Source organism: Mycobacterium gallinarum (assembly GCF_010726765.1).
GTDB lineage: Bacteria > Actinomycetota > Actinomycetes > Mycobacteriales > Mycobacteriaceae > Mycobacterium > Mycobacterium gallinarum.
This window is the reverse complement of sequence record NZ_AP022601.1, coordinates 5,167,212-5,187,361: the sequence shown is the minus strand read 5'-3', so window position 1 is coordinate 5,187,361 and position 20,150 is coordinate 5,167,212. Positions and strand designations below refer to the sequence as shown.

The following is a 20,150-nucleotide window of genomic DNA, read 5'->3' as shown; positions in this document are numbered from 1 at the left end:
GGAAACGGAGGAACTGTGAACAAGCAACTACGCACATCGTTCGCTGTGCTCGGCGGCGCTGCTGCAATGGTGTTGGCCGTGGGTTGTGGCGGCGGCGACGAAGGTGAATCGACCAGCACGACCAGCACGACCAGCACGACCACCGAGACGACGTCGGCGACGACGACCGCACCCGCACCCGCTCCGGCGACGACGACCGCGCCCGGTGGCGGCGGTGCGGTTCCCGGAGGCCCCACCGGCGGGGGCGGCCCGGAGGGCGGCGGCGGAACGATCCCGGGCGGCCCCACGGGTGGCGGCGGTCCCGGCGGAGGCGGCGGGTCCATCCCCGGCGGCCCGTCAGGCGGCGGCGGCCCAGGTGGCGGCGGCGGTTGTGTTCCCGGCGTGGGTTGCATCGAGGTCCCGTAGGACTTGCTGGCTGACGCTCACTGCCGGAACCTAGTCCGGCAGTGAGTTGCTCAGCCGTTCTGTCGCTGACAGGTAGTCCTCGATGAACTCACGAACCACCTCTTTGGCTGGCTTCACCTTGTTCATCAGCCCCACGCCCTGTCCGACGAAATAGGTCGCCAAGGCTTGCGCCCCCGGATGGCCTTGCGCCGCGAGCACGTCGATGCGCCGGATGATCGGCTCGGCCACCATCGATTGCAGCGGCAACGGCAATGTTTTGTGACCGCCCTCGTTCGGCTGCCACGCGTCGGTCCAGTCCGAAACCAGCTGCCGCGCAGGCTTTCCGGTTCGGCCGGTCGAGCGGATTGTGTCGCGTGAGGATGCGGCGAGGAATTTCTGCACCGTATGCGGCGCCGTTTCGGCCTCCTCCGTCGTCAGCCACACCGAGCCGGTCCACGCCCCGTCGGCACCCATCGCTACACACGCGGCCATCTGCTTGCCGGTAACGATCCCGCCTGCCGCCAACACCGGGATGTTGCTCCCGATCGCCGCAAGAGCTTCCAACACCTCGGGGATCAGCACCAGCGTCGTCACCTCGCCGCAGTGGCCGCCGGCTTCGGTGCCCTGAGCGACGATCAGATCCACCCCCGCCTGCGCCTGCTTGACCGCATGCTCCTTCGCGCCCACCAACGCGGCGACCGGGACGCCGTTCTTCTTCCCCGCCTCGATCATGTAGTCGGGCGGCACCCCAAGCGCGTTGGCGATGAGCTTGATCGGATGGCTCATCGCGACCTCGAGCAGCTCCTGCCCGGTGTCTCCCGACAGGAACGACGGGCCGGTCTTCGGCGACGCCTCGGGCTCGATGTCATGCTTGGCCAGCAGCTCCGCGATGAATTCGCGGTAGTCGTCGGGGATGCGGGACGCCAGCTCGCCCCGGCCCAACTTTTCGCCCTTGCCCTCGAACTTGGCGGGCACGATGAGGTCGAGGCCGTACGGCTTACCGCCGACGTGCTCGTCGATCCACGACAGTTCCTGGTCGAGCAACTCCGGTGTGTAGGCGGTGGCGCCCAGGACGCCGAACCCCCCGGCATTGGTCACCGCGGCCACGACGTCCCGACAGTGGCTGAACGCGAAGAGGGGGAAATCGATGCCGAACTGCTCACAAATGGCGGGCTTCATTCCACCAGTATCACTAGGTCACACCGGTCGACGACAGAAACCCTTGGATCTCGGTGAGCATCTGCCGGCCGTCCACCATCTCAGGGTCGTTGTGACCGGCCCCCGGCACCAGCACGTACCGCTTGGGCTCATTGGCCGCGTCATAGAGTCGACGGCTCAGTGCCTCGGGGACGATGTCGTCGCGGTCGCCGGCGATCACCATGACCGGCACGTGCACCGATCCGATCCGGTCGATCGACGGATACCGGTCCATCAGCAGCCACCGCACCGGCAACCACGGATAGTGCATCGCGCCAACGTCGGGCAGGGAGGTGAACGGCGATCGCAAAATCAAGGCCGCGGGCGGCCGTTCCACCGCGAGGCCGACAGCGACTGCGCCGCCGAGGGATTCGCCGAAGTACACGATCTTCTCGACGCCGGGTTGCGCAGCCAGCCATGCCTGGGCGGCCCGCGCGTCGGCGGCCGTTCCATCCTCGGAAGGTTGGCCAGGGTTGCCACCGTAGCCGCGGTAGTCGAACAGCAGCACCGAAAGGCCGATACGGTTCAGCGCGGCGGCCAGGGCGATCCGGCCAGATCGATCGCCGCCGTTGCCGTTGCACACCAGCACCGCGGGACCGCCGCCGACGACAGGGAAATACCAGGCCCCCAAACGGATTCCGTCGCTGTCCAGTACGACGTCCTGACCGTTGGGCAACATCGTTGCCGCTGGCGGGACCGGCCCAGGCGACGGAAAGTAGATCAACCGTCGCTGTTGCGACCACGCCAACGCCAGCAGACCCGAAGCCACGAGCGCGACGATAGCGACAACCACCGCGAGGCGCTTCATCTACGCCCGCAGCGGTGCGAACGCGAACTCGCGCAGGCCGTCGCGCGGATCAACGGCGGCGCGAAAACCGAGCACCTCGGCGGCGCGGGCGGGGTCGGCGACGATATGGCGGACGTCGCCGCTGCGGTACTGCCCGGTGACGACGGGCGCTAGAGCCTCATGTCGCCGTCGGGGCGGCTCCGCGGCACCGCGTGCGTCGCACAACTCGGTCGCGACCTCCATGATCGAAATCGGCCGACCGGAGCAGACGTTGAACGCGTCGAAGCCGTCGACCGCGGATTCGACGGACGCGACGTTGGCTGCCGCGATGTCGTCGACGTGCACGAAGTCGCGCATTTGACCACCGTCTTCAAAAACCCTTGGCACGTCGCCGGATTCCAGCTCTGAGCGGAAGATCGCCGCGACCCCGGAGTACGGGGTGTCGCGCGGCATGTGCGGGCCGTACACGTTGTGATAGCGCAGCGCGACGACCGAGCCGCCGCTGGCCTCAGACCACGCCAGGGCGTAATGCTCCTGCGCGGTCTTGCTCGCGGCGTAAAGGCTGCGCGGCCGCAGCGGCGCGTCCTCGGCCACCAGTTGCCAGTTGACCGTCGCACCACAGACCGGGCAGCGGTGGTCGAACTCCCCGGCGTCGAGATCGGCGCGCGAGCGGGGCAGCGGGTCGATCGGACCGTGCTCGGCGCAGTCGTAGCGGCCCTGGCCGTAGACCACCATCGACGAGGCCAGCACCAGCCGCCTGCAGTCCGCGGCGAACATCTCGGCCAGCAGAACCGACGTCCCGTAGTCATTGTGGCTGCCGTACGACGGTGCGTCGGCGGCGTTCACCCCGGCGCCCACCACCGCGGCCTGGTGGCACACCACGTCGACACCGTCGAGCAGCGGCGCCAGCGCGGACCCGTCGCGGATGTCGAGCACCCGGCAGTCCGGGGGCGGCACAGCACCCGGACCGTGCGCGGCGGGCAGCATGGCGTCGACGGCGACGACGTCGTGCCCCGCGTCGCGCAGGGCGGCGTCGACCCGGGTTCCGATGAACCCGGCCGCTCCGGTCAGCAGAACTCTCACGGCAAGTCGAACGGAAGTTGAATGCCTTCGTGCGGAAGGCAATGCGTGCAGGTCCGCTCGAGCTGAACCTGATCTATGGCCTCGTGCACGAGCTTCTTGAAGGGCACCAGGTTGCGCTCGAACTCCGCGAAGACGTCGACCGCGCGGACCGCGCTTCCGCTGTCGATCCCCGCGTCCACATCCGTCACCAAAGCGATTGCCGCATAACACATTTCGAGCTCACGGGCGAGGACCGCTTCTGGGTATCCGGTCATGTTGACCAGGCTGAAACCCTGGCTCGCGAACCAGCGGCTCTCAGCCCTGGTGGAGAACCTCGGTCCCTGCACCACCACCATCGTCCCGCCGTCGACCACCCCGGGTAGGTCGGCCGCCGCGGCGCGCAGTGTCGGGCAGTACGGGTCGGCGAACCCGACGTGGATGCCGCCCGAGTCGAAATAGGTGTCGTCGCGGCCGCTGGTGCGGTCGACCAGTTGATCAGGCACCACCATCGCGCCCGGCCCCAGGTCCGGCGTCAGGCTGCCGACGGCGCATGGCCCGTAGATGCGCCGCACACCGAGCGCGCGCAACGCCCACATGTTGGCGCGGTACGGGACGGTGTGCGGGGAGAACTCGTGCCCGGCACCGTGTCGTGGCAGGAACGCAACCTCGTGGTCGCCGACGGTGCCGACGGTGATCGGCGCGCTCGGCTCGCCGTAGGGGGTGTCCAAGCTGATCGCGCGGGCGTCAGAACCGAAGAACGTGTAGAACCCGCTGCCGCCGATGACTCCGAGCAAGGGCTACACGCCCGGTGTTTCGTCCTCGACCACCGACTGCTGCGAGGCGCGTCGTGCTCCGTCGCGGATCTCGAATACATCGGTCGCGAAGCCGCCGATGGCGTTTGCGACGTCCTTGACTGCGGTGGTGATGATCGAGGCCACATCGCCGACGGTTGCCGCGCCGGACTCGACGATCTCCTGCACGGCGTCCTTGCGGATCTCGGTCTTACTGAGTCGGTCCTCCATGAGCACAGTCTGCCACGCGTACGGGCGCCGGACCCGAAGAGGAAAACAACGACCGTGCAAGACTGGCGCTCGTGGCCAGTTTCGCGCAGTGGGTGGAGGGTGCCCGGCCCAGAACGCTGCCGAATGCGATCGCCCCGGTCATCGCCGGTACCGGCGCGGCGGCCTGGTTGCACGCGTGGTGCTGGTGGAAAGCGCTGCTGGCAATGGTCGTCGCGGTCGCGATGATCATCGGGGTGAACTACGCCAACGACTACTCCGACGGCATCCGCGGCACCGACGACGTGCGGGCGGGACCGTTGCGGCTGGTGGGGTCGAAGGTCGCCAGCCCGCGCTCGGTGCTGACCGCCGCGATCGTCAGCCTGACCATCGCGGCCCTCGCCGGACTCGCGCTCGCGTGGTTCAGTGCCCCGTGGCTGATCCTGGTCGGCGGACTGTGTCTCGCCGGCGCGTGGCTGTACACGGGCGGCTCGAAGCCGTACGGCTACCTCGGGCTGGGCGAGGTCGCGGTGTTCGTGTTCTTCGGTCTCGTCGCCGTCCTCGGCACCCAGTACACCCAGGCGCTGCGGATCGACTGGGTCGGCGCGGCGATGGCCGTCGCGATGGGCGCGATGTCGTCGGCGGTGCTGGTGGCGAACAACCTGCGAGACATCCCGACCGACAAGGAATACGGCAAGATCACCCTCGCCGTCCGGCTCGGCGACCCGCGCACGCGGCTGCTGTACCAGACGCTGCTGGCGGTGGCGTTCGCCCTGACGCTGGTGCTGATCCTCGCGACGTCGTGGGCCGCCGTCGGCCTGGTGGCGCTCCCCCTGGCGATGCGGGCCGCTTCTCCGGTGCGAAAAGGTTCCGGTGGCAAAGATCTGATCCCGGTTCTGCGCGATACGGGGTTGACCATGCTGGTTTGGTCGCTCGCCGTTTCTGCGGCGCTGTTTTTTGGCTGATTCCGTCCGAACCGAGCCCCGAACTGCTGCGATAGCTGAAGAAGCTGATGCGGAGGCACGTCATGACGACGAGTCGAGCAATACACTCAGCGGTTATCTTGGCAATCGCCGCCGTGGGGTTCGCGGGTCCGGCCGGGGCCGAGAATCCCCGCGACCTCGACGGCACCTCCATCTATTCCGACGGGGTCAGCACCCAGCAGTAGGTGGCCACCCCCTGCGAGCCCGTCTGCATCAACATCGTCGCCTCTCCCGGCGCGGGTAAGCCCGGCTTCAGCGGACAGGCGACGAACTTCCGGGGCTGGGTACTGACGGTGGAAAACCTGCCCGACGTGATGAAGTGCCCCGACGGCACCACCGCGACCGGTGGAATGAACTTCCGGTGGTCCGACGACCTCACCGGCTACGGACACACATTCTCGTCAACCGAGGCGTGTGGCAAACCGCCGCAGCCCTACGACCAGTTCACCTTCACGCTGACAAAGGTCTAGCTGACCGCGATTTCGGTGTAGCTGGTCGCGCTGTCCGCGACTGTCTACACCGAAATCGCAACTGGCGCTTCCGACACCTTCACCAGTGCGACCTCGGGTCGAGCCGGAACCTCGTCGGCCAGAAACCAGCGGAAGGCGAGATTGCCACGCGGATAGTCAAGCGTCGTAATCGAATTCGGATGTTTGGTCATACCCCGTGAGATGACGACGGTCACTGAGCCATCGGCGTTGGGGACCGCCGAGTAGCCGTTGACCGAGCTGCGCGCGTCGGCGACACCCGGCGTCGCCATGAACTGATTCCACACCACCAGGTTCCAGAATCGGCACGACGGCGGGCGGTGGGTGACGACGAGCGCCTCATCCTCGTCGAGTACGAAACTGCCGTAGGCATAGCAGGCGTCGCGCGCCGACCAGCCGAAGTTCGCATCGGGTACCTGGTAAGGATCAGCGAATTCATTTGCGGCCGTCGCAATCTCGTGTCCCAGCGTGTGTTGTTGCTCGCTGCGCACACCCACCGCCAGCGGCAGGATCGCGAACATGGTGCGCAACCAGGCCGCACTGGAGCGCAGCGCAGCCGCCGTCTCCGCATCGCCATGCCGGAATGGATCGGGTTCGTCGAGTGCTTCGATCTGCCACTTCACCGGGCGCCCGGTTTGCGGATTGCCCTGGTAGTCACGTGTCATCAGCACCGCCGCGTCGGGCGTCGGACCGAAGTCGAAGGAGAAGTTGCCGTCGGCATCGATGTCGAGGTCGTCGTCGCGCAGGATGGCCACGATCCGGTCGGACCACGCACCCGGCGACGGCTCGTTGTAGGCAGTCACCGAGAAGTAGACGCTGTCGCCCTTGTTCCCGCTGATCCGGTATCGCCGATTCGGATCGACAGGGCACATGAAGTAGTAGGCGTCGGTATTGTCGCCACCCCACCGGCGGTCGGGCCGAAATGGCGAGTTGACCTCCACCCACAGCGGCCGGCTGGGGTCGGCGAACAGGTACGTGTCGAACGCCACGCCGAGGGTGGTCGCGAGCATGCGGTAGCCGTCGGCGATATGGCGGTCATCGGTCACCGCACGATCACCTTCGAGGAAGGTGCGGTCAAGGCCCCCAAGGGTTTCCAGAAGCTCGCGCCAAGCCGCCGTGGATTCGTGTTCGGTCATGCGCCGATTCCTCTCGCGATGAACTCGGCGGTGCGGTCCATCCAGGCCTCGTCGAGTGTCTCGGGGTGCGTGATGAGAGCGAGGAAGATGATGCCGGCGAGCGCGTCGATCACATCGGCGGGACGGACCTCGGCGCGAACCTCACCGCGCTTGCGGGCCGTCTCCAGCCAGTCGTCCAACCCGTAGGACAGCACGTCGACGAACCGCTCGAGCAGCGCGGCGTGCAGCGTCGAGTCGACGGCCATCTCCGCCACCAGCCCGGGCAGTGCTGCCAGCGCCGCCGGGGTGGTCAGTAGCGCGAACGTCCGGGCCATCATCTCGCGCACGTCACCGAGCGTGCTTCCCGTCGAAGGTAATTCGGTGTATTCGGTGACCGGGAAGACCGCCTCATGCACGAGATGCGCCTTGCTCGGCCAGCGCCGGTAGATCGCCGGCTTGCTGGTGCCCGCACGCTTCGCGATCGCGTCCACCGACAGCGATGCGTAATCGGTCTCGCCGAGCAACTCGGCCGTCGCTTGAAGAACCGCACTGTCGATCCGTGGATCGCGCGGTCGCCCAATTTCCACCATCATTATGGAACTGACAGTAACATAACTTGCCGTGACTGATGCCCACTCAGCGCCTCCCACGGTGCACCTCGACGACCTCGCCGAACCCCGTTTCTCACCAGAGGCCGAGCCCATTCGCGAAATGATGGGAGCAATGGCGGCGGATTGCCCGCTGGACGCCGACGCACTGCACACCAAGGCCGCCGCCGAAACCGGGCTCGACGATTTCGGCCCCGACGACTACCGCGAACGCCTCGACGTGTTTCTTGGAGCGCTGCAAGACATTCCGGGCATGCATGACGCGGGCATCGTGAACTTCCACGCCCAGTTGTTGCAGTGGCTGAAGAACAGGCTGCTGCTCACCGACCTGCTGACCCGCCATCCCGAGATCCACGACATCGAGCTCGCTCCGCCGGTCGTGATCGCCGGGTTACCCCGCACCGGAACCACCCATCTGCACAACCTCCTCGGCGCGGCCTCCTCCAATTCTCCGTCCGGACGGCCGGAGGCGACGTTTCGCACCATCCCCTACTGGGAGAGCAACGAGCCGTTCCCCCTACCGTCGGAGGCGGGCATCGAGCCGGATCCTCGCCGGACGCGAATGGACGTCGCAGTCGAGGTGATGAACATCGTGATGCCGCACTTCGCGCTGATGCACGAGATGACCACAGACCATGTGCACGAAGAGATTCAGCTGCTGGCCAACGACTTCTCGACGATGCTTTTCGAGACCCTCGGCCATGTGCCGGCATGGCGCGACTACTACCTGTCCCATGATCAGACGTCGCACTACGAATACCTCGCCGTCCAGCTGAAGGCGCTGCAGTTCCTGCGCGGCGGACGGCGCTGGCTGCTCAAGTCCCCGCAACACCTGGAGCAGCTGCCGGTCCTGAACGCCGTCTTCCCCGGGGTGGTCGTCGTGTTCACTCATCGCGACCCGGTGCCCGTGGTGCTCTCCATGCTCGCGATGCTTACCTACAGCGCCCGCATGCACCGCTATCCGGTTCCGGTGCACGAGATCGCGGCGACGTGGATCGATCGTCTCGAGCTGATGCTCAATGCGTTGGTGCGCGACCGTGCCGTCATTGCGCCGCAACGTTCGGTCGACATCCGCTTCGACGACTTCATGGCCGACGAAATGGGCGTCGTCGAACAGATATACGACCTCGCGGGAGAGCCGTTGGCCGACGACGCACGGACCTCGATCCAGGACTACCTCGCCGGACACCAGCGAGGTCGCCTTGGCCGTGTCGCTACGTCAGCCGAGATGTTCGGGCTGGACGAGCGCGACATGCGGGCCCGGTTCAGCCCGTATGCCGAACGCTTCCTGGCGTGACGGGCCAGAAGGTCAGCCTGCCGAGGTTCCCGTCCAGTACTCGACCACTCGACCGTCGGCGATCCTGAGAATGTCGTTGCCCGTGAATCGCTTCGGACCGTCCGGCGTGGCACCCGTCCCGATCCAGCGAGCCGCCAGCATGTCGCCTTCGACGAACGGTTCCACCTCGATGACGAAACGCAGATCGGTCAACATCGACCTGGTCTTGTCGACCATCGCATTCAACTCATCGGCCCCGTGGACCTCATGGTCCGGCCAATGCCCGACGAAATCTTCGGACACCAGGTCATTCGCCACTGGTTTGCCCGCCCACAGTTCGTCAATCCAGCGCCCGTAAAGCTCTTTCGCAGAGATCACGCACTCCTTCATAGAAGACATGCGGATTTACTACCCCGTCAAGCGCAAAAATACGCCCACCGACCTGTCCCCCGCTGTTCCCCGCCAACCCGACCCAGGAATGCCTGCTAGCTGCATTGTCGGTGCACTCGCGATCCGGTGTGCTGGTGGCGATGGCAGTACAGGAGGCCGAGACGGCCGGGGCTCGGGTGATCGTCGCCGACGACGACGTGCTGCTGCGCGAAGGTTTGGCCAGTCTCCTGGATCGATCGGGCTTTCAGGTGGTCGGTCAGGCCGGCAGCGGCGTGGAGTTGCTGTCGCTGGTGGGCACCCACCGGCCCGACCTGGTGATCGTGGACATCCGGATGCCGCCGACGCACAGCAGCGAAGGACTCGACGCGGCTCGCGCGATCCGCTCCGAGTCGCCGGACACCGGCATCCTCGTACTGTCGGCCCATGTCGAGGTCGACCATGCGATGGAGCTTCTCGGCGGCGATCGCGCGATCGGCTACCTGCTCAAGAGCCGCGTCACCGATGTGGGCGACTTCATCGACACGCTCACGCGCATCACCAAGGGAGCGTCGGTGGTGGATCCCGCAGTGGTTGCCGAACTCCTTTCGACGCGCCGGCGTAACGACCCACTGGGCGTGCTGAGTTCGCGCGAGTTGCAGGTGCTGGCGCAGATGGCAGAGGGCCGTTCCAACGCGGGAATTGCGCGACGGCTGTGGGTGACCGAGGGCACCGTCGAAAAACACGTCCGCAGCATCCTGGCCAAGTTGAACCTGCCCGAAACCGGCGACGATCACCGCAGGGTCCGTGCTGTCATCACGTTTCTGGAGGCGCGCTGAACGATCGGTTTGCAGCCGAATCCCCGTTGCTGTCGCCACGGCCACGGACCAAATCGACGATCGCTTCGGGCGACAACTCGATCTTCGGCAGAAACCCCACCGCAGCACTGTTGGCGAGCAGATCGGCGAGGTCCCGCTCCGCGTGGGCCGAGATCAAGATGACCGGCGACAGGTGCGGGATGCCGCTCGCACACAGTCGCTCGACGAGATCGAATCCGCTTTCCTCACCGAGATCGACGTCGACGAGCGTGACGTCTGGCCGCAGGTCGAGGTAGCGCTGCAGACCGTCGGCGCTGTTGGACGCAACGCCGACCACCGCGATGCCGCTACGCTCGAGCATCCCGAGCGCCGCACAACGGAAGCTCTGACTGTCGTCGACGATCAGACAGCGCATAGCCGAACCCGCAACAACATTCCTTCATCGTGCCCATCAATTCGCGAGTTCCGCATTGCGGATAGCTGGAATTCACCGTCCACGCCTCGACATCGTGGAGCCATCAGGGCAGTAGCGCGTCGACCAACCGGTCCAGGTCGTTCTCGTTGTTGTAGAGATGAAAACCCACCCGAATCGCCCCGGCGCGGACCGACGCGCGGATACCGGCCCGCTGAAGCACCTCGGCCGCGCCCTCGATAGGCAGCGAGACGATCGCCGAATCATGCGGCGGCAGATCCAGTTCGGCGCGTAGACGGTTGGCGAGCCCCAGACAATGCGACTGCACGGCGGCGCCGTCGAGCGAAGCCAGCCACGGCATCGCGAGCCCGGCGCCCAGGACGCTGAACCACGCGGGCGACAGGTCGAACCGGCGAGCATCGTCTGCCAATCGGAGCGGTAGCCCGTATATCGTCTGCCAGGGGTCAACGCCGGCGTACCAATTGGCAGCGTGCGGCGTCATCGCGCGACTTACTCTGTCGCTCAACGAAACCCACGCGGTACCCCGAGGTGACAGCAGCCACTTGTACACCGCCGCGACGGTGACGTCGACCCAGTCCAGCTCGACGCGCTTCCATCCGAGCGCCTGCGTGATGTCGATGACTGTCAGCGTCTCGGTGCCGGCAACGTGGCTGCGCAGCGTATCGGCGTCGAGCACCACACCGTTTGCCGACTGCACCAGGCTCACGGCGACGACATCGAAATCGGCTGCTGCCGTAATCAGTTCGTCGGCGGGCAGCTCGGTGACGGTGACCCCGCGCCGCGCCTGGGCGGCGAACGGAAATGTGGTGCTGGTGAACTCACCCGGCAGCGTGAGGACACGCGCACCGTCGGGGATGGCCGCAGCCACCAGCCCCAGCGCCGAGGAGACGGTGCTGCCCATCGCCACCGAGCCGACGGGAAGGCCCGTCAGCGCGGCGTAGCCTTCGCGCCCGGCGGCGACGTGGGCGTCGAACGAGGGGACGTCCATCGTCCCGTTCTGCCACTTGCCGATGCAGTCCAGCAACGCGTCCACGAGGAACTGCGGCGGCAGGCCATAGGTGGGTGAGTTGAGAAATCCATCGGCTCCGAGGAATTCGGCGCCGAATGCTTCCCGCGTCATGGCGTGGGAGGCTCGTCGCCACGAAGTCTGGCCTGCAGTTGCTCGCGGTCCTTGCGACGCCGCTCGTCGAGTAGGGCGATGCTGGCGGTGGCGCGACGGCGCAGGGGGGCGAACATCCAGATGCCCAGTGGCAGCGCTATCACCATGGCGAACAGAAGCGCGACCACGAGCGGAAACTCGCGCACCCCGAGCAGGTGGGCCGCTCCGACGATCACCGCGGTCAGCGCGACGACGAGAAGTAACCGGGCCAGCACGTAAAGCACCAGGTCTGCGACGAGGCGAGATCCCGGCCGACTATCAGACACGGCCCGAGCCTACCGACGACGCGTATATTCGGAGCAAGGAGGTTTGTTGTGGTTTACCTGTTCGCGATTCTCGTCTTGGCCGTCGTGGTCTATGTGGGCTACCGGTTGATGCGCGCGAACGCGACTCCGCGGACCCGCACCATCGGTCCGGACGACGATCCTGATTTCCTGCGTCGACTCGGCCCTGAGAACAAACCGCGGTAGCTCAGATCGGGTCGCGCCGCGCACCCGGGAAGCCCGCTGTCACCACTGCCGCCAGTTCCAGCAGCGCCTCCCGCGTCTCGGGCTTCAGTCGTTCGAGGCTGATTTCGGCGCCCTCTTCGAGGTGCGGGTCGAAAGGCACCTGCAAGACGGCCCGGCAGCGCCGGGTGAAGTGATCGACGACCTTGTTCATGTCGACCTTGCCGGAGCGCGGCCGGACGGCGTTGATGACTGCGATCGAATCGCGCACCAGATCCTCGTGCCCGTGGGCGTCCAACCAGTCGAGTGTGGCCGACGCGCTGCGCGCGCCGTCGACCGATCCGGAGCTGATGACGATCAACGCATCCGCTTTGGCCAGCACCGCCGCCATCGCCGAATGCATCAGCCCTGTGCCGCAGTCGGTGAGCACCAGGCTGTAGAACCGCTCGAGGACCTCGAGGGTGCGGGTGTAGTCCTCGGAGCTGAACGCCTCCGACACCGCGGGGTCGCTCTCCGAAGCCAGCACCTCCAGCCGGCTCGCGCCCTGCGAGGTGTAGGCGCGCACATCGCTGTAGGCCTCGATACCCTCGGCGTCGCGCAATAGGTGACGGACCGTCGCCGGCGTCTCCAGCGGAACCTTCTGACTCAACGTGCCGCGGTCGGGGTTCGCGTCGACGGCGATGACGCGGTCGCCGCGGACAGACGCCAGCGTGGCACCGAGCGTCGCGGTAACGGTCGTCTTGCCGACCCCACCCTTGAGCGACAGGACGGCGATGCGGTGGCAGCCACGCAGCGGGTGCTGCGCCTGCGCGATCAGGGCGTCACGGTGGATCACTTTCGGGCTCTCGCCGACGTTGATCAACTTGAAAGACGCCAGATACAGCCATTTGCGCCAGCCCGCCGACGGGGCCCGCTTGCGCTGTCCGAGCAGCGCCACCGTGGACAGATCCAGATACGGCGGCGGATCCGGGGCGGGCGGTGGGGGCGCGGCCGACGGTGACGGTGTCTGCGGGATCACCACCGGCAACCCGGTGGGTGGCGTCGGCGCCGTCCAGTCCTGCGGCACGTCCTCCGCCGGGTTCGTAAACCGATTCTGGCCACGAAATCCCGTTGCGCCAGAAGAGTTTCTAGGTGCGCTAGCGTCCGTATCCAGCTTCTTGTCCCCTTCTAGCCAACTCCGGCGTAGGAGTGCAGACCCACCGTCACGAGGTTGATGAAGAACAGATTGAAGACCATCGCGATGAAGCCGGCGACGTTGATCCACGCGGCTTTCTTGTCACGCCAGCCGGCCGTCGAGCGGGCATGGAGGTACGCGGCGTATATCACCCACGCGATGAACGACACCGTTTCCTTGGGATCCCAGCCCCAGTACCGACCCCACGCCTCTTCGGCCCAGATCGCGCCGAAGATGACACCGAAGCCGAACACCGGGAACGCGAAGATCGTCGTGCGGTACGCAATGCGGTCAAGCGTCTGCGCGTCAGGCAGTCGCTGGACGACTCGGGCAACCAGGCCCTCTCGATCGGGCTCTTCCAGCTTGGACATCTTCAGCAGGAACAGGATGCTCGCGACGCCCGCGACGAGGAAGACACCCGACCCGAGGCTGACCACCGAGACGTGAATGGGCAGCCAGTAGGACTGCAGTGCGGGCATGACCGGAGCGGCGTTGGTGTAGAGCCAGCGGCCCGACACCGTGAGCAGGATCAGCACCGGAAGCAACACGAAAACCCACAGCGCACGGACCTGAGGGCGGCGCAACACGATGGCCGCGGCCACCAGGCCCGAGAAGCACGTCAGGTTGATGAACTCGTACATGTTGCCCCACGGCACGCGTGCGGTGGCCATACCGCGCAGCACGATGCAGACCAGCAACAGGGCGATCCCGAGATAGGTCAGTGCCAGGCCCGCCCCGCCGATCCGCTCGTCGACACTGCGCCGCGGCTGCTCGACCACGATGCCCGGTCCGCCGCCGCCGGGGCCGACACCTGCACCCACCGCCTCACGCTCGATGACCTTGCGGCTTCGGCTGTACGCCAGTTCGACCGCGAGCAGGAGCAGGGCGCCGACGAGCACCACGACCGACGTGGTGAAGGCCCAGTCCGAGTACCGGGCCAGGCCGATGTCGATGTGGTCGGTGTTCATGGGCGCTCGGCGTTCGTCATGCGCGATCCCGCTTCGCTTCTCGCTCGGTCATCTCAGGTTCCTCTCGCTGCGCATCGTCGGCACCGGCTAACAGGCGCTCGGTCAACCGCTCGAACTCGTCGCCCCAACCAGAGTTGTCGGTACGGGCCAGCCCGCCCAGCTCGACGCTCACGGTACCCGGCCCACCGGGGCCGATTCGAATCCAGATCCGCCGTCGCCGCACGACGAGGGACACCAGCAGACCGGCCATCATGGTCAGCGCGAACACCAGCACCCAGATCTGGGCGGGGTCGTGTGACACCTGCACGTTGATGAACGGCACCGCACCGTCGAACCGCACGACGGTGCCGTCGTCGAGGCGGGTCGACTCGCCGACGCCGAGGTTGACCCTGGCCTGCTTGGTCAGCCTGCCCTGCCCGATGAGGCGTGGGTCGAGGGTGAACAGCGACTGCGGCCTGCCGGTGTCCAGGCCGGTGTCGCCCTTGTAGATGTCGATGGCGACGGCCGGATCGTTGGGCGCGGGAAAGCTCGACGACAGCAGCGTCCCGTGGAGCAGCTCGGTGGGCGCGAACAGACCCTGGATGGCGATCTGGTTCTTTCGCCGCTCATCCGGATCGGGGTAGGTGCCCGCCGGCGGGTCGAAGCGCATCGCACCCGAGGACAGCATGGTGATCTGATCGTCGGGCCGCCACTGCAGCGTCTGCGTGCGGGTCTGCCCGTCGGGGAAAGTGACGGTGAACGTCGGGGCGTAGCCGTGGCCCTGCAGGTAGATCCGGTCGCCGCCGACGCGTAACGGGTGGTTCACCTCTAGGCGGTAGGGCCGCCAGGTGTCCGAGGTCAGGTCCGTCCCGGCCTGGTAGTCGATATCCGCGGCGAACGACACGGCCTGTCCGGACGGCAGATAGTCGGCCTGGAAGTCGTTGACCCGCAGGCAGATCGGATGCAGGGACGTGCCGTCGACGGTGTTACCGGCGCGGAACGAGTCGAACGCCGCCGGTGACGCCGAGCAGAAACCCGGCCCGCCGTCGGCAACGACGATGACGTTTCCCTCGTAGCCGAACAGCTTCCCTGCGGCCACGGCGACGAGCAGGCCGAGCAGCGAGAAGTGGAAGACGATGTTGCCGAACTCGCGCAGATAGCCCTTCTCGGCCGATATTTCGACGCTGCCGTCGCGGACGTCAGTGACTTTGCGCCACCCACGCAGCCGGCCGGTCATCGCCGTCGCCAGTGCCTGCGGTTCGCCGCTCACCTCGGCGGTGTGGTGCTTGGGCAGCCGACCGAAGTTTCGCGGCGCCGCGACCGGGACCGCGCGCATGCTGCGGACGTGCTCGATCATCCGCGGCGTCAGGCAGCCGACGAGTGAAATGAACAGCAGCGCATAGATGGCGGTGAACCAGAAGCTGGAGAACACATCGAACGCCTGCAGGCGGTCCAGCCACGGGCCGATCGTCGAATGCTCGGCGATGTACTCCGCGACCTTGGCCTCGTTGAGGCTGCGCTGAGGCAGTAGCGCACCCGGGATGGCGGCGAGCGCGAGCAGGAACAGCAGCACCAGCGCAGTGCCCATCGACGTCAAGGTGCGCCAGGTGTTGCGCATCAGCGCAAGCAAACGCGAAATCCCCTTGAAATGGGTCCTTTTAGGGGCTTTCACGTCTTCTCGCGGGGGCCCGGTTCGCGCGGATGTGTCGGTCATATCGGCAATGTCACGTCGCTGACGAAGGCGTCGCGCACCCAGGACACGAAATCGCCCCATAGTCCGGTGACCAACGCGATGCCGACGGCGATGAGCAGCACGCCGCCGAAGATCTGGATGGCACGCGCGTGCCTGCGCAGCCACGCCATGCCCTGGACGGCACGCGCGGAGCCGAAAGCCAAAAGCACGAACGGGATTCCCAGTCCCATGCAGTACGCGATGACCAGTGCCACGCCCCGCCACACGTTGACACCGTCGGTCGCCGACGCCACGGCGATGACGCCGGTCAGCGCCGGTCCCAGACACGGCGTCCAGCCGAGCGCGAATACCGCGCCGAGCAGCGGAGCGCCGGCGAGCGTGGAGAGCTGACGCGGCGCGAACCGGGTGTCTCGTTGCAAGACCGGAATGAAGCCGACGAACACCAGGCCCATGATGATGGTGACCACGCCGCCAATACGTTGCAGCAGAAGCTGATTGGTGATCAGCGTCGTCGTCATGCCCAGCACCGCGACGGTGCCGAGCACGAACACCGCGGTGAACCCGGCGACGAACAGCGCTGCGGCTCCCGCGACGCGCACCCGCGCCGTGCGGACCGCGACGCCTTTCTCCCCCGACGAGGTGCCCAGTGCGGACCGGTCCTCCACACCCACGACGGCCGCGAGGTACGACAGATAGCCCGGTACCAGCGGCACCACGCACGGAGAGGCGAAGGACACCAGCCCGGCCAGTGCGCTGACGAGGAAGGCCAGCAGGACCGGACCACCCGCCATCAGCTCGTCGATCTGGTCGAGACTCACGTGCCGCCCTCACCCGGCTCCGGCGCCTCGGCGGCCAGGCGTTCCACGACCGGTTGCAGGTCCTGCGCGAGAAGTTCGCGCAGGAACACCGCGGCGACGCGGTGCTCGCGATCCAGCACCACCGTCGACGGGATGACGGTGGTGGGGTATCTGCCACCGAACGCGATCATCGTCCGCATCGGCGGGTCGTAGATCGACGGGAAGGTGATCTTGCGGTCGACGACGAAATCGACCGCGGCCTGCCGGTTGTTGTCGCGGACGTCGATGCCGAGGAACGCCACACCCTGCGCGCGCGTCGCGTCGTACACCTGCTGCAACTGTGGCATCTCGGTGCGGCAGGGCCCGCACCACTGCCCCCAGATGTTGATCACGACGACCTTGCCCGCAAAGTCGTCGAGCGAAATCGTCCTCTCGGGATCGATCAGGTCGGGACCGGACAACGGGCCTGGGCGGCCGCGGCTTTCGGGCGGGTCGTACGTGATGTCGGTCTTACCGCCGGGGGCGACGAACTCGAACGTGCCGCCCTGGGCGACGGCGTCGGTTCCGGTGGAGCAACCGGCCAGCGCGATGCACACGGCACCCGCAGCGATGAGCGCGAGGAGCCGAACGCCGGAGCTGGCCACCAACGACTTCACTGCCCGGCCAGCTCCGCGTAACCCCAGCCGGCGAGGGCATCGTCGTGGAAGTAGAAGGACGTCAGCGAAGCCAGGTTGCACAGCCGACGGGTCGGGAAGTGATGCAGGTTCCGCTTCGTCATGGCGCGCCGCAATGTCTCGACCGGCAGCTGGTGGCTGACGCACACCGCTTCATGACCGGCCGCCTCGCCGCGGGCCCGCTCAAGTGCGGCCGTCATCCGGTCGGCGATCTCCCGGTAGGGCTCACCCCACGACGGCTGCCGCGGATTCCGCAGGTGCCACCAGTTCCTCGGATTGCGCAGCGCACCGTCGCCCGGCGATACCCGTTGGCCCTGAAAGATATTCGTCGACTCGATCAGATCGCCGTCGGTGTCGATCGGCAGATTGTGTGCGGCCGCGATCGGCCCGGCTGTCTCCTGTGCGCGCTCCAACGGCGATGCCACGACGTAGGTGATGTCGCGCTCGGCCAACCAGTCGGCGACCGCCTGCGCCTGGGCCCGACCCCGGTCCGAGAGGTGGTAATCCGGCAGCCGGCCGTACAGGATCTTCTCCGGGTTGTGCACCTCGCCGTGGCGCATCACGTGCACCACCGTTTTCACTGTCATGCGGGCGGTGTCGCTTCCGCTGCGGCACGCGCGGCGCCCGGCAGGGCGGCGGCGATGCGGTCGAATGCGTCGTCATCCAGAGCGGCTGAGACGAACCAGGTTTCGAATGCGCTGGGCGGCGGATAGATCCCCGCATCGAGCAGTCCGTGGAAGAAGGCGGGAAAGCGCCAGGTTTCCGACGCCCGCGCTGATGCGAAGTCGGTCACCGGCTGATCGGTGAAGAACACGCTGAGCATGTTGCCGGCGCGCTGAACCCGGTGCGCCACACCCGCTTCGGTCAACGCCTCGGTGAACAGGCCGTTGAGGCGGTCGGCGTTGGCATCCAGGCTTGCGTATACGGCGTCGTCGGCCGCGCGCAGCGTGGCCAGCCCAGCGGCCATCGCCACCGGATTGCCCGACAGGGTGCCTGCCTGGTAGACGGGGCCGAGCGGGGCCAGTCGTTCCATCACCTCTGCCCTGCCCCCGAACGCCGCGGCGGGCAGGCCGCCGCTCATGACCTTGCCGAACGTGAAAAGGTCGGCATCGACGGGATCGACTCCGTACCAACCTGATCGGCTGACCCGGAACCCTGTCATGACCTCGTCGGAGATCAGCAGCGCGCCGTGGTCGGCGGTGATGCGTCGCAGCGCCGCGTTGTAGCCGGGCAGCGGCGGGACTGTGCCCATGTTGCCGGGGCTGGCCTCGGTGATGACGCAGGCGATCTCGTCGCCGAATTGAGCGAAGATGTCCTCGATCGCAGCGACGTTGTTGTACGGCATGACGATCGTGTCGGCTGCGGCGGCCCCGGTGACACCGGGCGACGAAGGCAGGCCGAGCGTGGCGACACCGGACCCGGCGTCGGCGAGGAGGGCATCGCTGTGCCCGTGATAGCAGCCGGAGAATTTGATGATCTTGGCCCGGCCCGTGTATCCGCGGGCGAGCCTGATCGCGCTCATGGTGGCCTCGGTACCGGAGTTCACGAGGCGGATCCGCTCGACGGGCGCGACGCGCCCGATGATCTCTGCGGCGAGCTCGGTCTCCGACGGGGTGGGGGCGCCGAACGACAGGCCATTGGCGGCGACACGTTGAACGGCCTCCACGACGGCGGGGTGCGCGTGTCCGAGGATCATCGGTCCCCAGGAGCACACGAGGTCGACATATTTGTTGTCGTCGGCGTCGGTGAGCCAGTAGCCGCTGGCCGAGGTGATGAACCGCGGGGTGCCGCCGACCGAGTTGAACGCCCGGACCGGGGAGTTCACCCCACCTGGGATGAGGGCGCAGGCGTCGGCGAACAGCGCAGCGGAGGTCGCCGTCGCTGAGGAGGTGCTGCGCATGCCACCAGTCTCCCAGCCGGGCCAAATGCGTCAACTACAGGGTGTAGTGGCTAGCCCTTCGGGGTCAACACGAAGACCGGGTGATCGGCATCGTCGGGCAGCTGGCGCCAGTAGCCCTCGACGACCTTGCCTGCCAGGGGGCGATAAGCGGCGATGACGCGCGCCCGCTGCGCCACCGGAATCTCGCTGGCGACGTAACGCTGGTCACCGACGATGACGTCGGGGACAGCGCGCACATTCTTCACCCACTCCGCCTCGCCGCGCGTGGACACCAGGTACTTCACCCCGTCCACCTCGGGCACGACCACGGGGATCTTCTGCGGTTGCCTGCTGAGGCGCTTGGTCACGGTCAGCGTCTGGCTGCCGCCGATGCCGGTCGCCATCGCGATCTTGTTGAATATCGTGCGCGTGAACCACGGGGGCTTGACGTACGCCACGCCCTGAAGAGTTTGATGGCCGGTATGCAACTACCGCAATGGCTGGCGCGGTTCAACAGGCACGTGACCAATCCGATCCAGCGGCTGTGGGCTGGTTGGGCGCCGACGATGGGGATTCTCGAGCACGTCGGCCGCAAATCGGGCCAACAGTACCGAACCCCGCTGACGGTCTTCTCCACCGACGACGGCGTGGCGATCCTCCTGACCTACGGACCCAACCGGGACTGGCTCAAGAACATCGCCGCGGCTGGTGGCGGCCGAATCAGGCGTTACGGCAAGACCTTTGAGGTGCGCGATCCGCGGGTCATGCCGAAGGCCCAGGCAGCGGCATCGGTGACAGGTCTGGGGCGGCCACTCTTCGCACGGCTGCCGTTCGAGCAAGCTGTGCTGCTCACCAGGGTCTAGGAG

Annotated in this window: 26 protein-coding genes; 7 read left to right on the top strand and 19 right to left on the bottom strand. The window is 66.9% G+C overall.

Annotated elements, in window-relative coordinates; all coding sequences use genetic code 11:
• Positions 1 to 15 precede the first annotated feature (15 nt).
• Positions 16 to 405, top strand: coding sequence for a hypothetical protein (locus G6N42_RS25570; RefSeq protein ID WP_174262165.1), 390 nt, complete (start codon positions 16 to 18; stop codon positions 403 to 405).
• Positions 406 to 435: 30 nt separating this feature from the next.
• On the opposite strand, the gene G6N42_RS25565 is transcribed toward G6N42_RS25570, so the two are convergent.
• From G6N42_RS25565 to G6N42_RS25545, 5 genes are read right to left on the bottom strand one after another with little or no spacing between them, the layout of a single operon-like run.
• Entirely contained in the window at positions 436 to 1,563 is a 1,128-nt protein-coding gene (locus G6N42_RS25565) for a nitronate monooxygenase (RefSeq protein ID WP_163734618.1), read from the bottom strand.
• Between the two features lie 13 nt (positions 1,564 to 1,576).
• Entirely contained in the window at positions 1,577 to 2,389 is an 813-nt protein-coding gene (locus G6N42_RS25560) for an alpha/beta hydrolase (RefSeq protein WP_163734615.1), read from the bottom strand.
• Positions 2,390 to 3,451 (bottom strand): NAD-dependent epimerase/dehydratase family protein, encoded by a 1,062-nt coding sequence (locus G6N42_RS25555; protein WP_163734612.1) that lies wholly within the window; start codon positions 3,449 to 3,451, stop codon positions 2,390 to 2,392.
• Positions 3,448 to 4,224 carry an S-methyl-5'-thioadenosine phosphorylase gene (locus G6N42_RS25550; RefSeq protein ID WP_163734609.1) on the bottom strand — a complete coding sequence of 259 codons (777 nt, stop codon included), beginning with the start codon at positions 4,222 to 4,224 and terminating at the stop codon, positions 3,448 to 3,450. Before G6N42_RS25550 ends, G6N42_RS25555 begins: the two co-directional genes overlap by 4 nt.
• A 3-nt stretch (positions 4,225 to 4,227) precedes the next feature.
• Positions 4,228 to 4,452 (bottom strand): hypothetical protein, encoded by a 225-nt coding sequence (locus G6N42_RS25545; protein ID WP_083124226.1) that lies wholly within the window; start codon positions 4,450 to 4,452, stop codon positions 4,228 to 4,230.
• 71 nt (positions 4,453 to 4,523) lie between these two features.
• On the opposite strand from G6N42_RS25545, the gene G6N42_RS25540 reads away from it, so the two are divergent.
• Positions 4,524 to 5,393 (top strand): 1,4-dihydroxy-2-naphthoate polyprenyltransferase, encoded by an 870-nt coding sequence (locus tag G6N42_RS25540; RefSeq protein WP_163734606.1) that lies wholly within the window; start codon positions 4,524 to 4,526, stop codon positions 5,391 to 5,393.
• Positions 5,394 to 5,596: 203 nt separating this feature from the next.
• Entirely contained in the window at positions 5,597 to 5,881 is a 285-nt protein-coding gene (locus G6N42_RS25535; protein ID WP_163734603.1) for a hypothetical protein, read from the top strand.
• Between the two features lie 44 nt (positions 5,882 to 5,925).
• Here G6N42_RS25535 and G6N42_RS25530 read toward each other — a convergent pair whose 3' ends face one another.
• Positions 5,926 to 7,035 (bottom strand): DUF1214 domain-containing protein, encoded by a 1,110-nt coding sequence (locus G6N42_RS25530; protein ID WP_163734600.1) that lies wholly within the window; start codon positions 7,033 to 7,035, stop codon positions 5,926 to 5,928.
• A complete protein-coding gene (locus G6N42_RS25525) occupies positions 7,032 to 7,607 on the bottom strand; it encodes a TetR/AcrR family transcriptional regulator (RefSeq protein WP_163734597.1) in 576 nt (191 codons plus the stop codon). Before G6N42_RS25525 ends, G6N42_RS25530 begins: the two co-directional genes overlap by 4 nt.
• Positions 7,608 to 7,665: 58 nt before the next feature.
• Here G6N42_RS25525 and G6N42_RS25520 point away from each other — a divergent pair, with 58 nt between their 5' ends.
• Positions 7,666 to 8,919: a sulfotransferase family protein gene (locus G6N42_RS25520; RefSeq protein WP_163738245.1), complete on the top strand. Its 1,254-nt coding sequence runs from the start codon at positions 7,666 to 7,668 to the stop codon at positions 8,917 to 8,919.
• A gap of 12 nt (positions 8,920 to 8,931) precedes the next feature.
• Here G6N42_RS25520 and G6N42_RS25515 read toward each other — a convergent pair whose 3' ends face one another.
• Positions 8,932 to 9,297 carry an ester cyclase gene (locus tag G6N42_RS25515; protein ID WP_232076316.1) on the bottom strand — a complete coding sequence of 122 codons (366 nt, stop codon included), beginning with the start codon at positions 9,295 to 9,297 and terminating at the stop codon, positions 8,932 to 8,934.
• 131 nt (positions 9,298 to 9,428) lie between these two features.
• Between G6N42_RS25515 and G6N42_RS25510 the strand changes: the two genes are divergently transcribed.
• A complete protein-coding gene (locus G6N42_RS25510; protein WP_163738240.1) occupies positions 9,429 to 10,103 on the top strand; it encodes a response regulator in 675 nt (224 codons plus the stop codon).
• On the opposite strand, the gene G6N42_RS25505 is transcribed toward G6N42_RS25510, so the two are convergent.
• The 3 genes from G6N42_RS25505 to G6N42_RS25495 all read right to left on the bottom strand — a co-directional run bounded on the left by G6N42_RS25505 (position 10,081) and on the right by G6N42_RS25495 (position 11,940).
• Positions 10,081 to 10,497, bottom strand: coding sequence for a response regulator (locus G6N42_RS25505; RefSeq protein ID WP_163734594.1), 417 nt, complete (start codon positions 10,495 to 10,497; stop codon positions 10,081 to 10,083). The two genes, G6N42_RS25510 and G6N42_RS25505, sit on opposite strands and share 23 nt — an antisense overlap.
• A 103-nt stretch (positions 10,498 to 10,600) precedes the next feature.
• Positions 10,601 to 11,635 (bottom strand): aminotransferase class V-fold PLP-dependent enzyme, encoded by a 1,035-nt coding sequence (locus G6N42_RS25500; RefSeq protein ID WP_163734591.1) that lies wholly within the window; start codon positions 11,633 to 11,635, stop codon positions 10,601 to 10,603.
• On the bottom strand, positions 11,632 to 11,940 hold the full coding sequence (locus tag G6N42_RS25495) for a DUF4229 domain-containing protein (protein WP_163734589.1): 309 nt from the start codon (positions 11,938 to 11,940) through the stop codon (positions 11,632 to 11,634). Before G6N42_RS25495 ends, G6N42_RS25500 begins: the two co-directional genes overlap by 4 nt.
• A 48-nt stretch (positions 11,941 to 11,988) precedes the next feature.
• Between G6N42_RS25495 and G6N42_RS30990 the strand changes: the two genes are divergently transcribed.
• Positions 11,989 to 12,144 carry a hypothetical protein gene (locus G6N42_RS30990; protein ID WP_174262164.1) on the top strand — a complete coding sequence of 52 codons (156 nt, stop codon included), beginning with the start codon at positions 11,989 to 11,991 and terminating at the stop codon, positions 12,142 to 12,144.
• 1 nt (position 12,145) lies between these two features.
• On the opposite strand, the gene G6N42_RS25490 is transcribed toward G6N42_RS30990, so the two are convergent.
• The 8 genes from G6N42_RS25490 to G6N42_RS25455 form a co-directional block, all read right to left on the bottom strand.
• Positions 12,146 to 13,273, bottom strand: coding sequence for a MinD/ParA family ATP-binding protein (locus tag G6N42_RS25490; protein ID WP_163738237.1), 1,128 nt, complete (start codon positions 13,271 to 13,273; stop codon positions 12,146 to 12,148).
• A 14-nt stretch (positions 13,274 to 13,287) separates the two neighbouring features.
• Positions 13,288 to 14,262 (bottom strand): c-type cytochrome biogenesis protein CcsB, encoded by a 975-nt coding sequence (ccsB, locus tag G6N42_RS25485; protein WP_163734586.1) that lies wholly within the window; start codon positions 14,260 to 14,262, stop codon positions 13,288 to 13,290.
• Between the two features lie 16 nt (positions 14,263 to 14,278).
• Complete coding sequence (resB, locus tag G6N42_RS25480; RefSeq protein WP_232076696.1) at positions 14,279 to 15,859, bottom strand: cytochrome c biogenesis protein ResB; 1,581 nt, start codon at positions 15,857 to 15,859, stop codon at positions 14,279 to 14,281.
• Between the two features lie 92 nt (positions 15,860 to 15,951).
• Positions 15,952 to 16,725, bottom strand: a complete 774-nt coding sequence (locus tag G6N42_RS25475) for a cytochrome c biogenesis CcdA family protein (RefSeq protein WP_163738231.1) — start codon at positions 16,723 to 16,725, stop codon at positions 15,952 to 15,954.
• Between the two features lie 23 nt (positions 16,726 to 16,748).
• A complete protein-coding gene (locus tag G6N42_RS25470) occupies positions 16,749 to 17,375 on the bottom strand; it encodes a TlpA disulfide reductase family protein (protein WP_174262294.1) in 627 nt (208 codons plus the stop codon).
• 8 nt (positions 17,376 to 17,383) lie between these two features.
• The gene (locus tag G6N42_RS25465; RefSeq protein WP_163734583.1) at positions 17,384 to 17,992 is read right to left on the bottom strand and encodes a histidine phosphatase family protein; all 609 of its coding nucleotides are present in this window, start codon (positions 17,990 to 17,992) and stop codon (positions 17,384 to 17,386) included.
• The gene (gene hemL, locus G6N42_RS25460; protein ID WP_163734580.1) at positions 17,989 to 19,305 is read right to left on the bottom strand and encodes a glutamate-1-semialdehyde 2,1-aminomutase; all 1,317 of its coding nucleotides are present in this window, start codon (positions 19,303 to 19,305) and stop codon (positions 17,989 to 17,991) included. The genes G6N42_RS25465 and hemL overlap by 4 nt, the downstream gene beginning before the upstream one ends.
• A 50-nt stretch (positions 19,306 to 19,355) precedes the next feature.
• Positions 19,356 to 19,742: a nitroreductase/quinone reductase family protein gene (locus G6N42_RS25455; RefSeq protein ID WP_163734577.1), complete on the bottom strand. Its 387-nt coding sequence runs from the start codon at positions 19,740 to 19,742 to the stop codon at positions 19,356 to 19,358.
• Between the two features lie 24 nt (positions 19,743 to 19,766).
• Between G6N42_RS25455 and G6N42_RS25450 the strand changes: the two genes are divergently transcribed.
• The gene (locus G6N42_RS25450) at positions 19,767 to 20,147 is read left to right on the top strand and encodes a nitroreductase family deazaflavin-dependent oxidoreductase (RefSeq protein WP_163738225.1); all 381 of its coding nucleotides are present in this window, start codon (positions 19,767 to 19,769) and stop codon (positions 20,145 to 20,147) included.
• Positions 20,148 to 20,150 lie beyond the last annotated feature (3 nt).

Bases quoted from the DNA above. Each gene is read 5' to 3' on its own strand.
- G6N42_RS25505 (WP_163734594.1), bottom strand. From the start codon at position 10,497: ATGCGCTGTCTGATCGTCGACGACAGTCAGAGCTTCCGTTGTGCGGCG.
- ccsB (WP_163734586.1), bottom strand. From the start codon at position 14,262: ATGAACACCGACCACATCGACATCGGCCTGGCCCGGTACTCGGACTGG.
- G6N42_RS25525 (WP_163734597.1), bottom strand. From the start codon at position 7,607: ATGATGGTGGAAATTGGGCGACCGCGCGATCCACGGATCGACAGTGCG.
- G6N42_RS25545 (WP_083124226.1), bottom strand. From the start codon at position 4,452: ATGGAGGACCGACTCAGTAAGACCGAGATCCGCAAGGACGCCGTGCAG.
- resB (WP_232076696.1), bottom strand. From the start codon at position 15,859: ATGCGCAACACCTGGCGCACCTTGACGTCGATGGGCACTGCGCTGGTG.
- G6N42_RS25515 (WP_232076316.1), bottom strand. From the start codon at position 9,297: ATGTCTTCTATGAAGGAGTGCGTGATCTCTGCGAAAGAGCTTTACGGG.
- G6N42_RS25530 (WP_163734600.1), bottom strand. From the start codon at position 7,035: ATGACCGAACACGAATCCACGGCGGCTTGGCGCGAGCTTCTGGAAACC.
- hemL (WP_163734580.1), bottom strand. From the start codon at position 19,305: ATGCGCAGCACCTCCTCAGCGACGGCGACCTCCGCTGCGCTGTTCGCC.
- G6N42_RS25465 (WP_163734583.1), bottom strand. From the start codon at position 17,992: ATGACAGTGAAAACGGTGGTGCACGTGATGCGCCACGGCGAGGTGCAC.
- G6N42_RS25510 (WP_163738240.1), top strand. From the start codon at position 9,429: ATGGCAGTACAGGAGGCCGAGACGGCCGGGGCTCGGGTGATCGTCGCC.
- G6N42_RS25500 (WP_163734591.1), bottom strand. From the start codon at position 11,635: ATGACGCGGGAAGCATTCGGCGCCGAATTCCTCGGAGCCGATGGATTT.
- G6N42_RS25475 (WP_163738231.1), bottom strand. From the start codon at position 16,725: ATGGCGGGTGGTCCGGTCCTGCTGGCCTTCCTCGTCAGCGCACTGGCC.
- G6N42_RS25560 (WP_163734615.1), bottom strand. From the start codon at position 2,389: ATGAAGCGCCTCGCGGTGGTTGTCGCTATCGTCGCGCTCGTGGCTTCG.
- G6N42_RS25450 (WP_163738225.1), top strand. From the start codon at position 19,767: ATGCAACTACCGCAATGGCTGGCGCGGTTCAACAGGCACGTGACCAAT.
- G6N42_RS25565 (WP_163734618.1), bottom strand. From the start codon at position 1,563: ATGAAGCCCGCCATTTGTGAGCAGTTCGGCATCGATTTCCCCCTCTTC.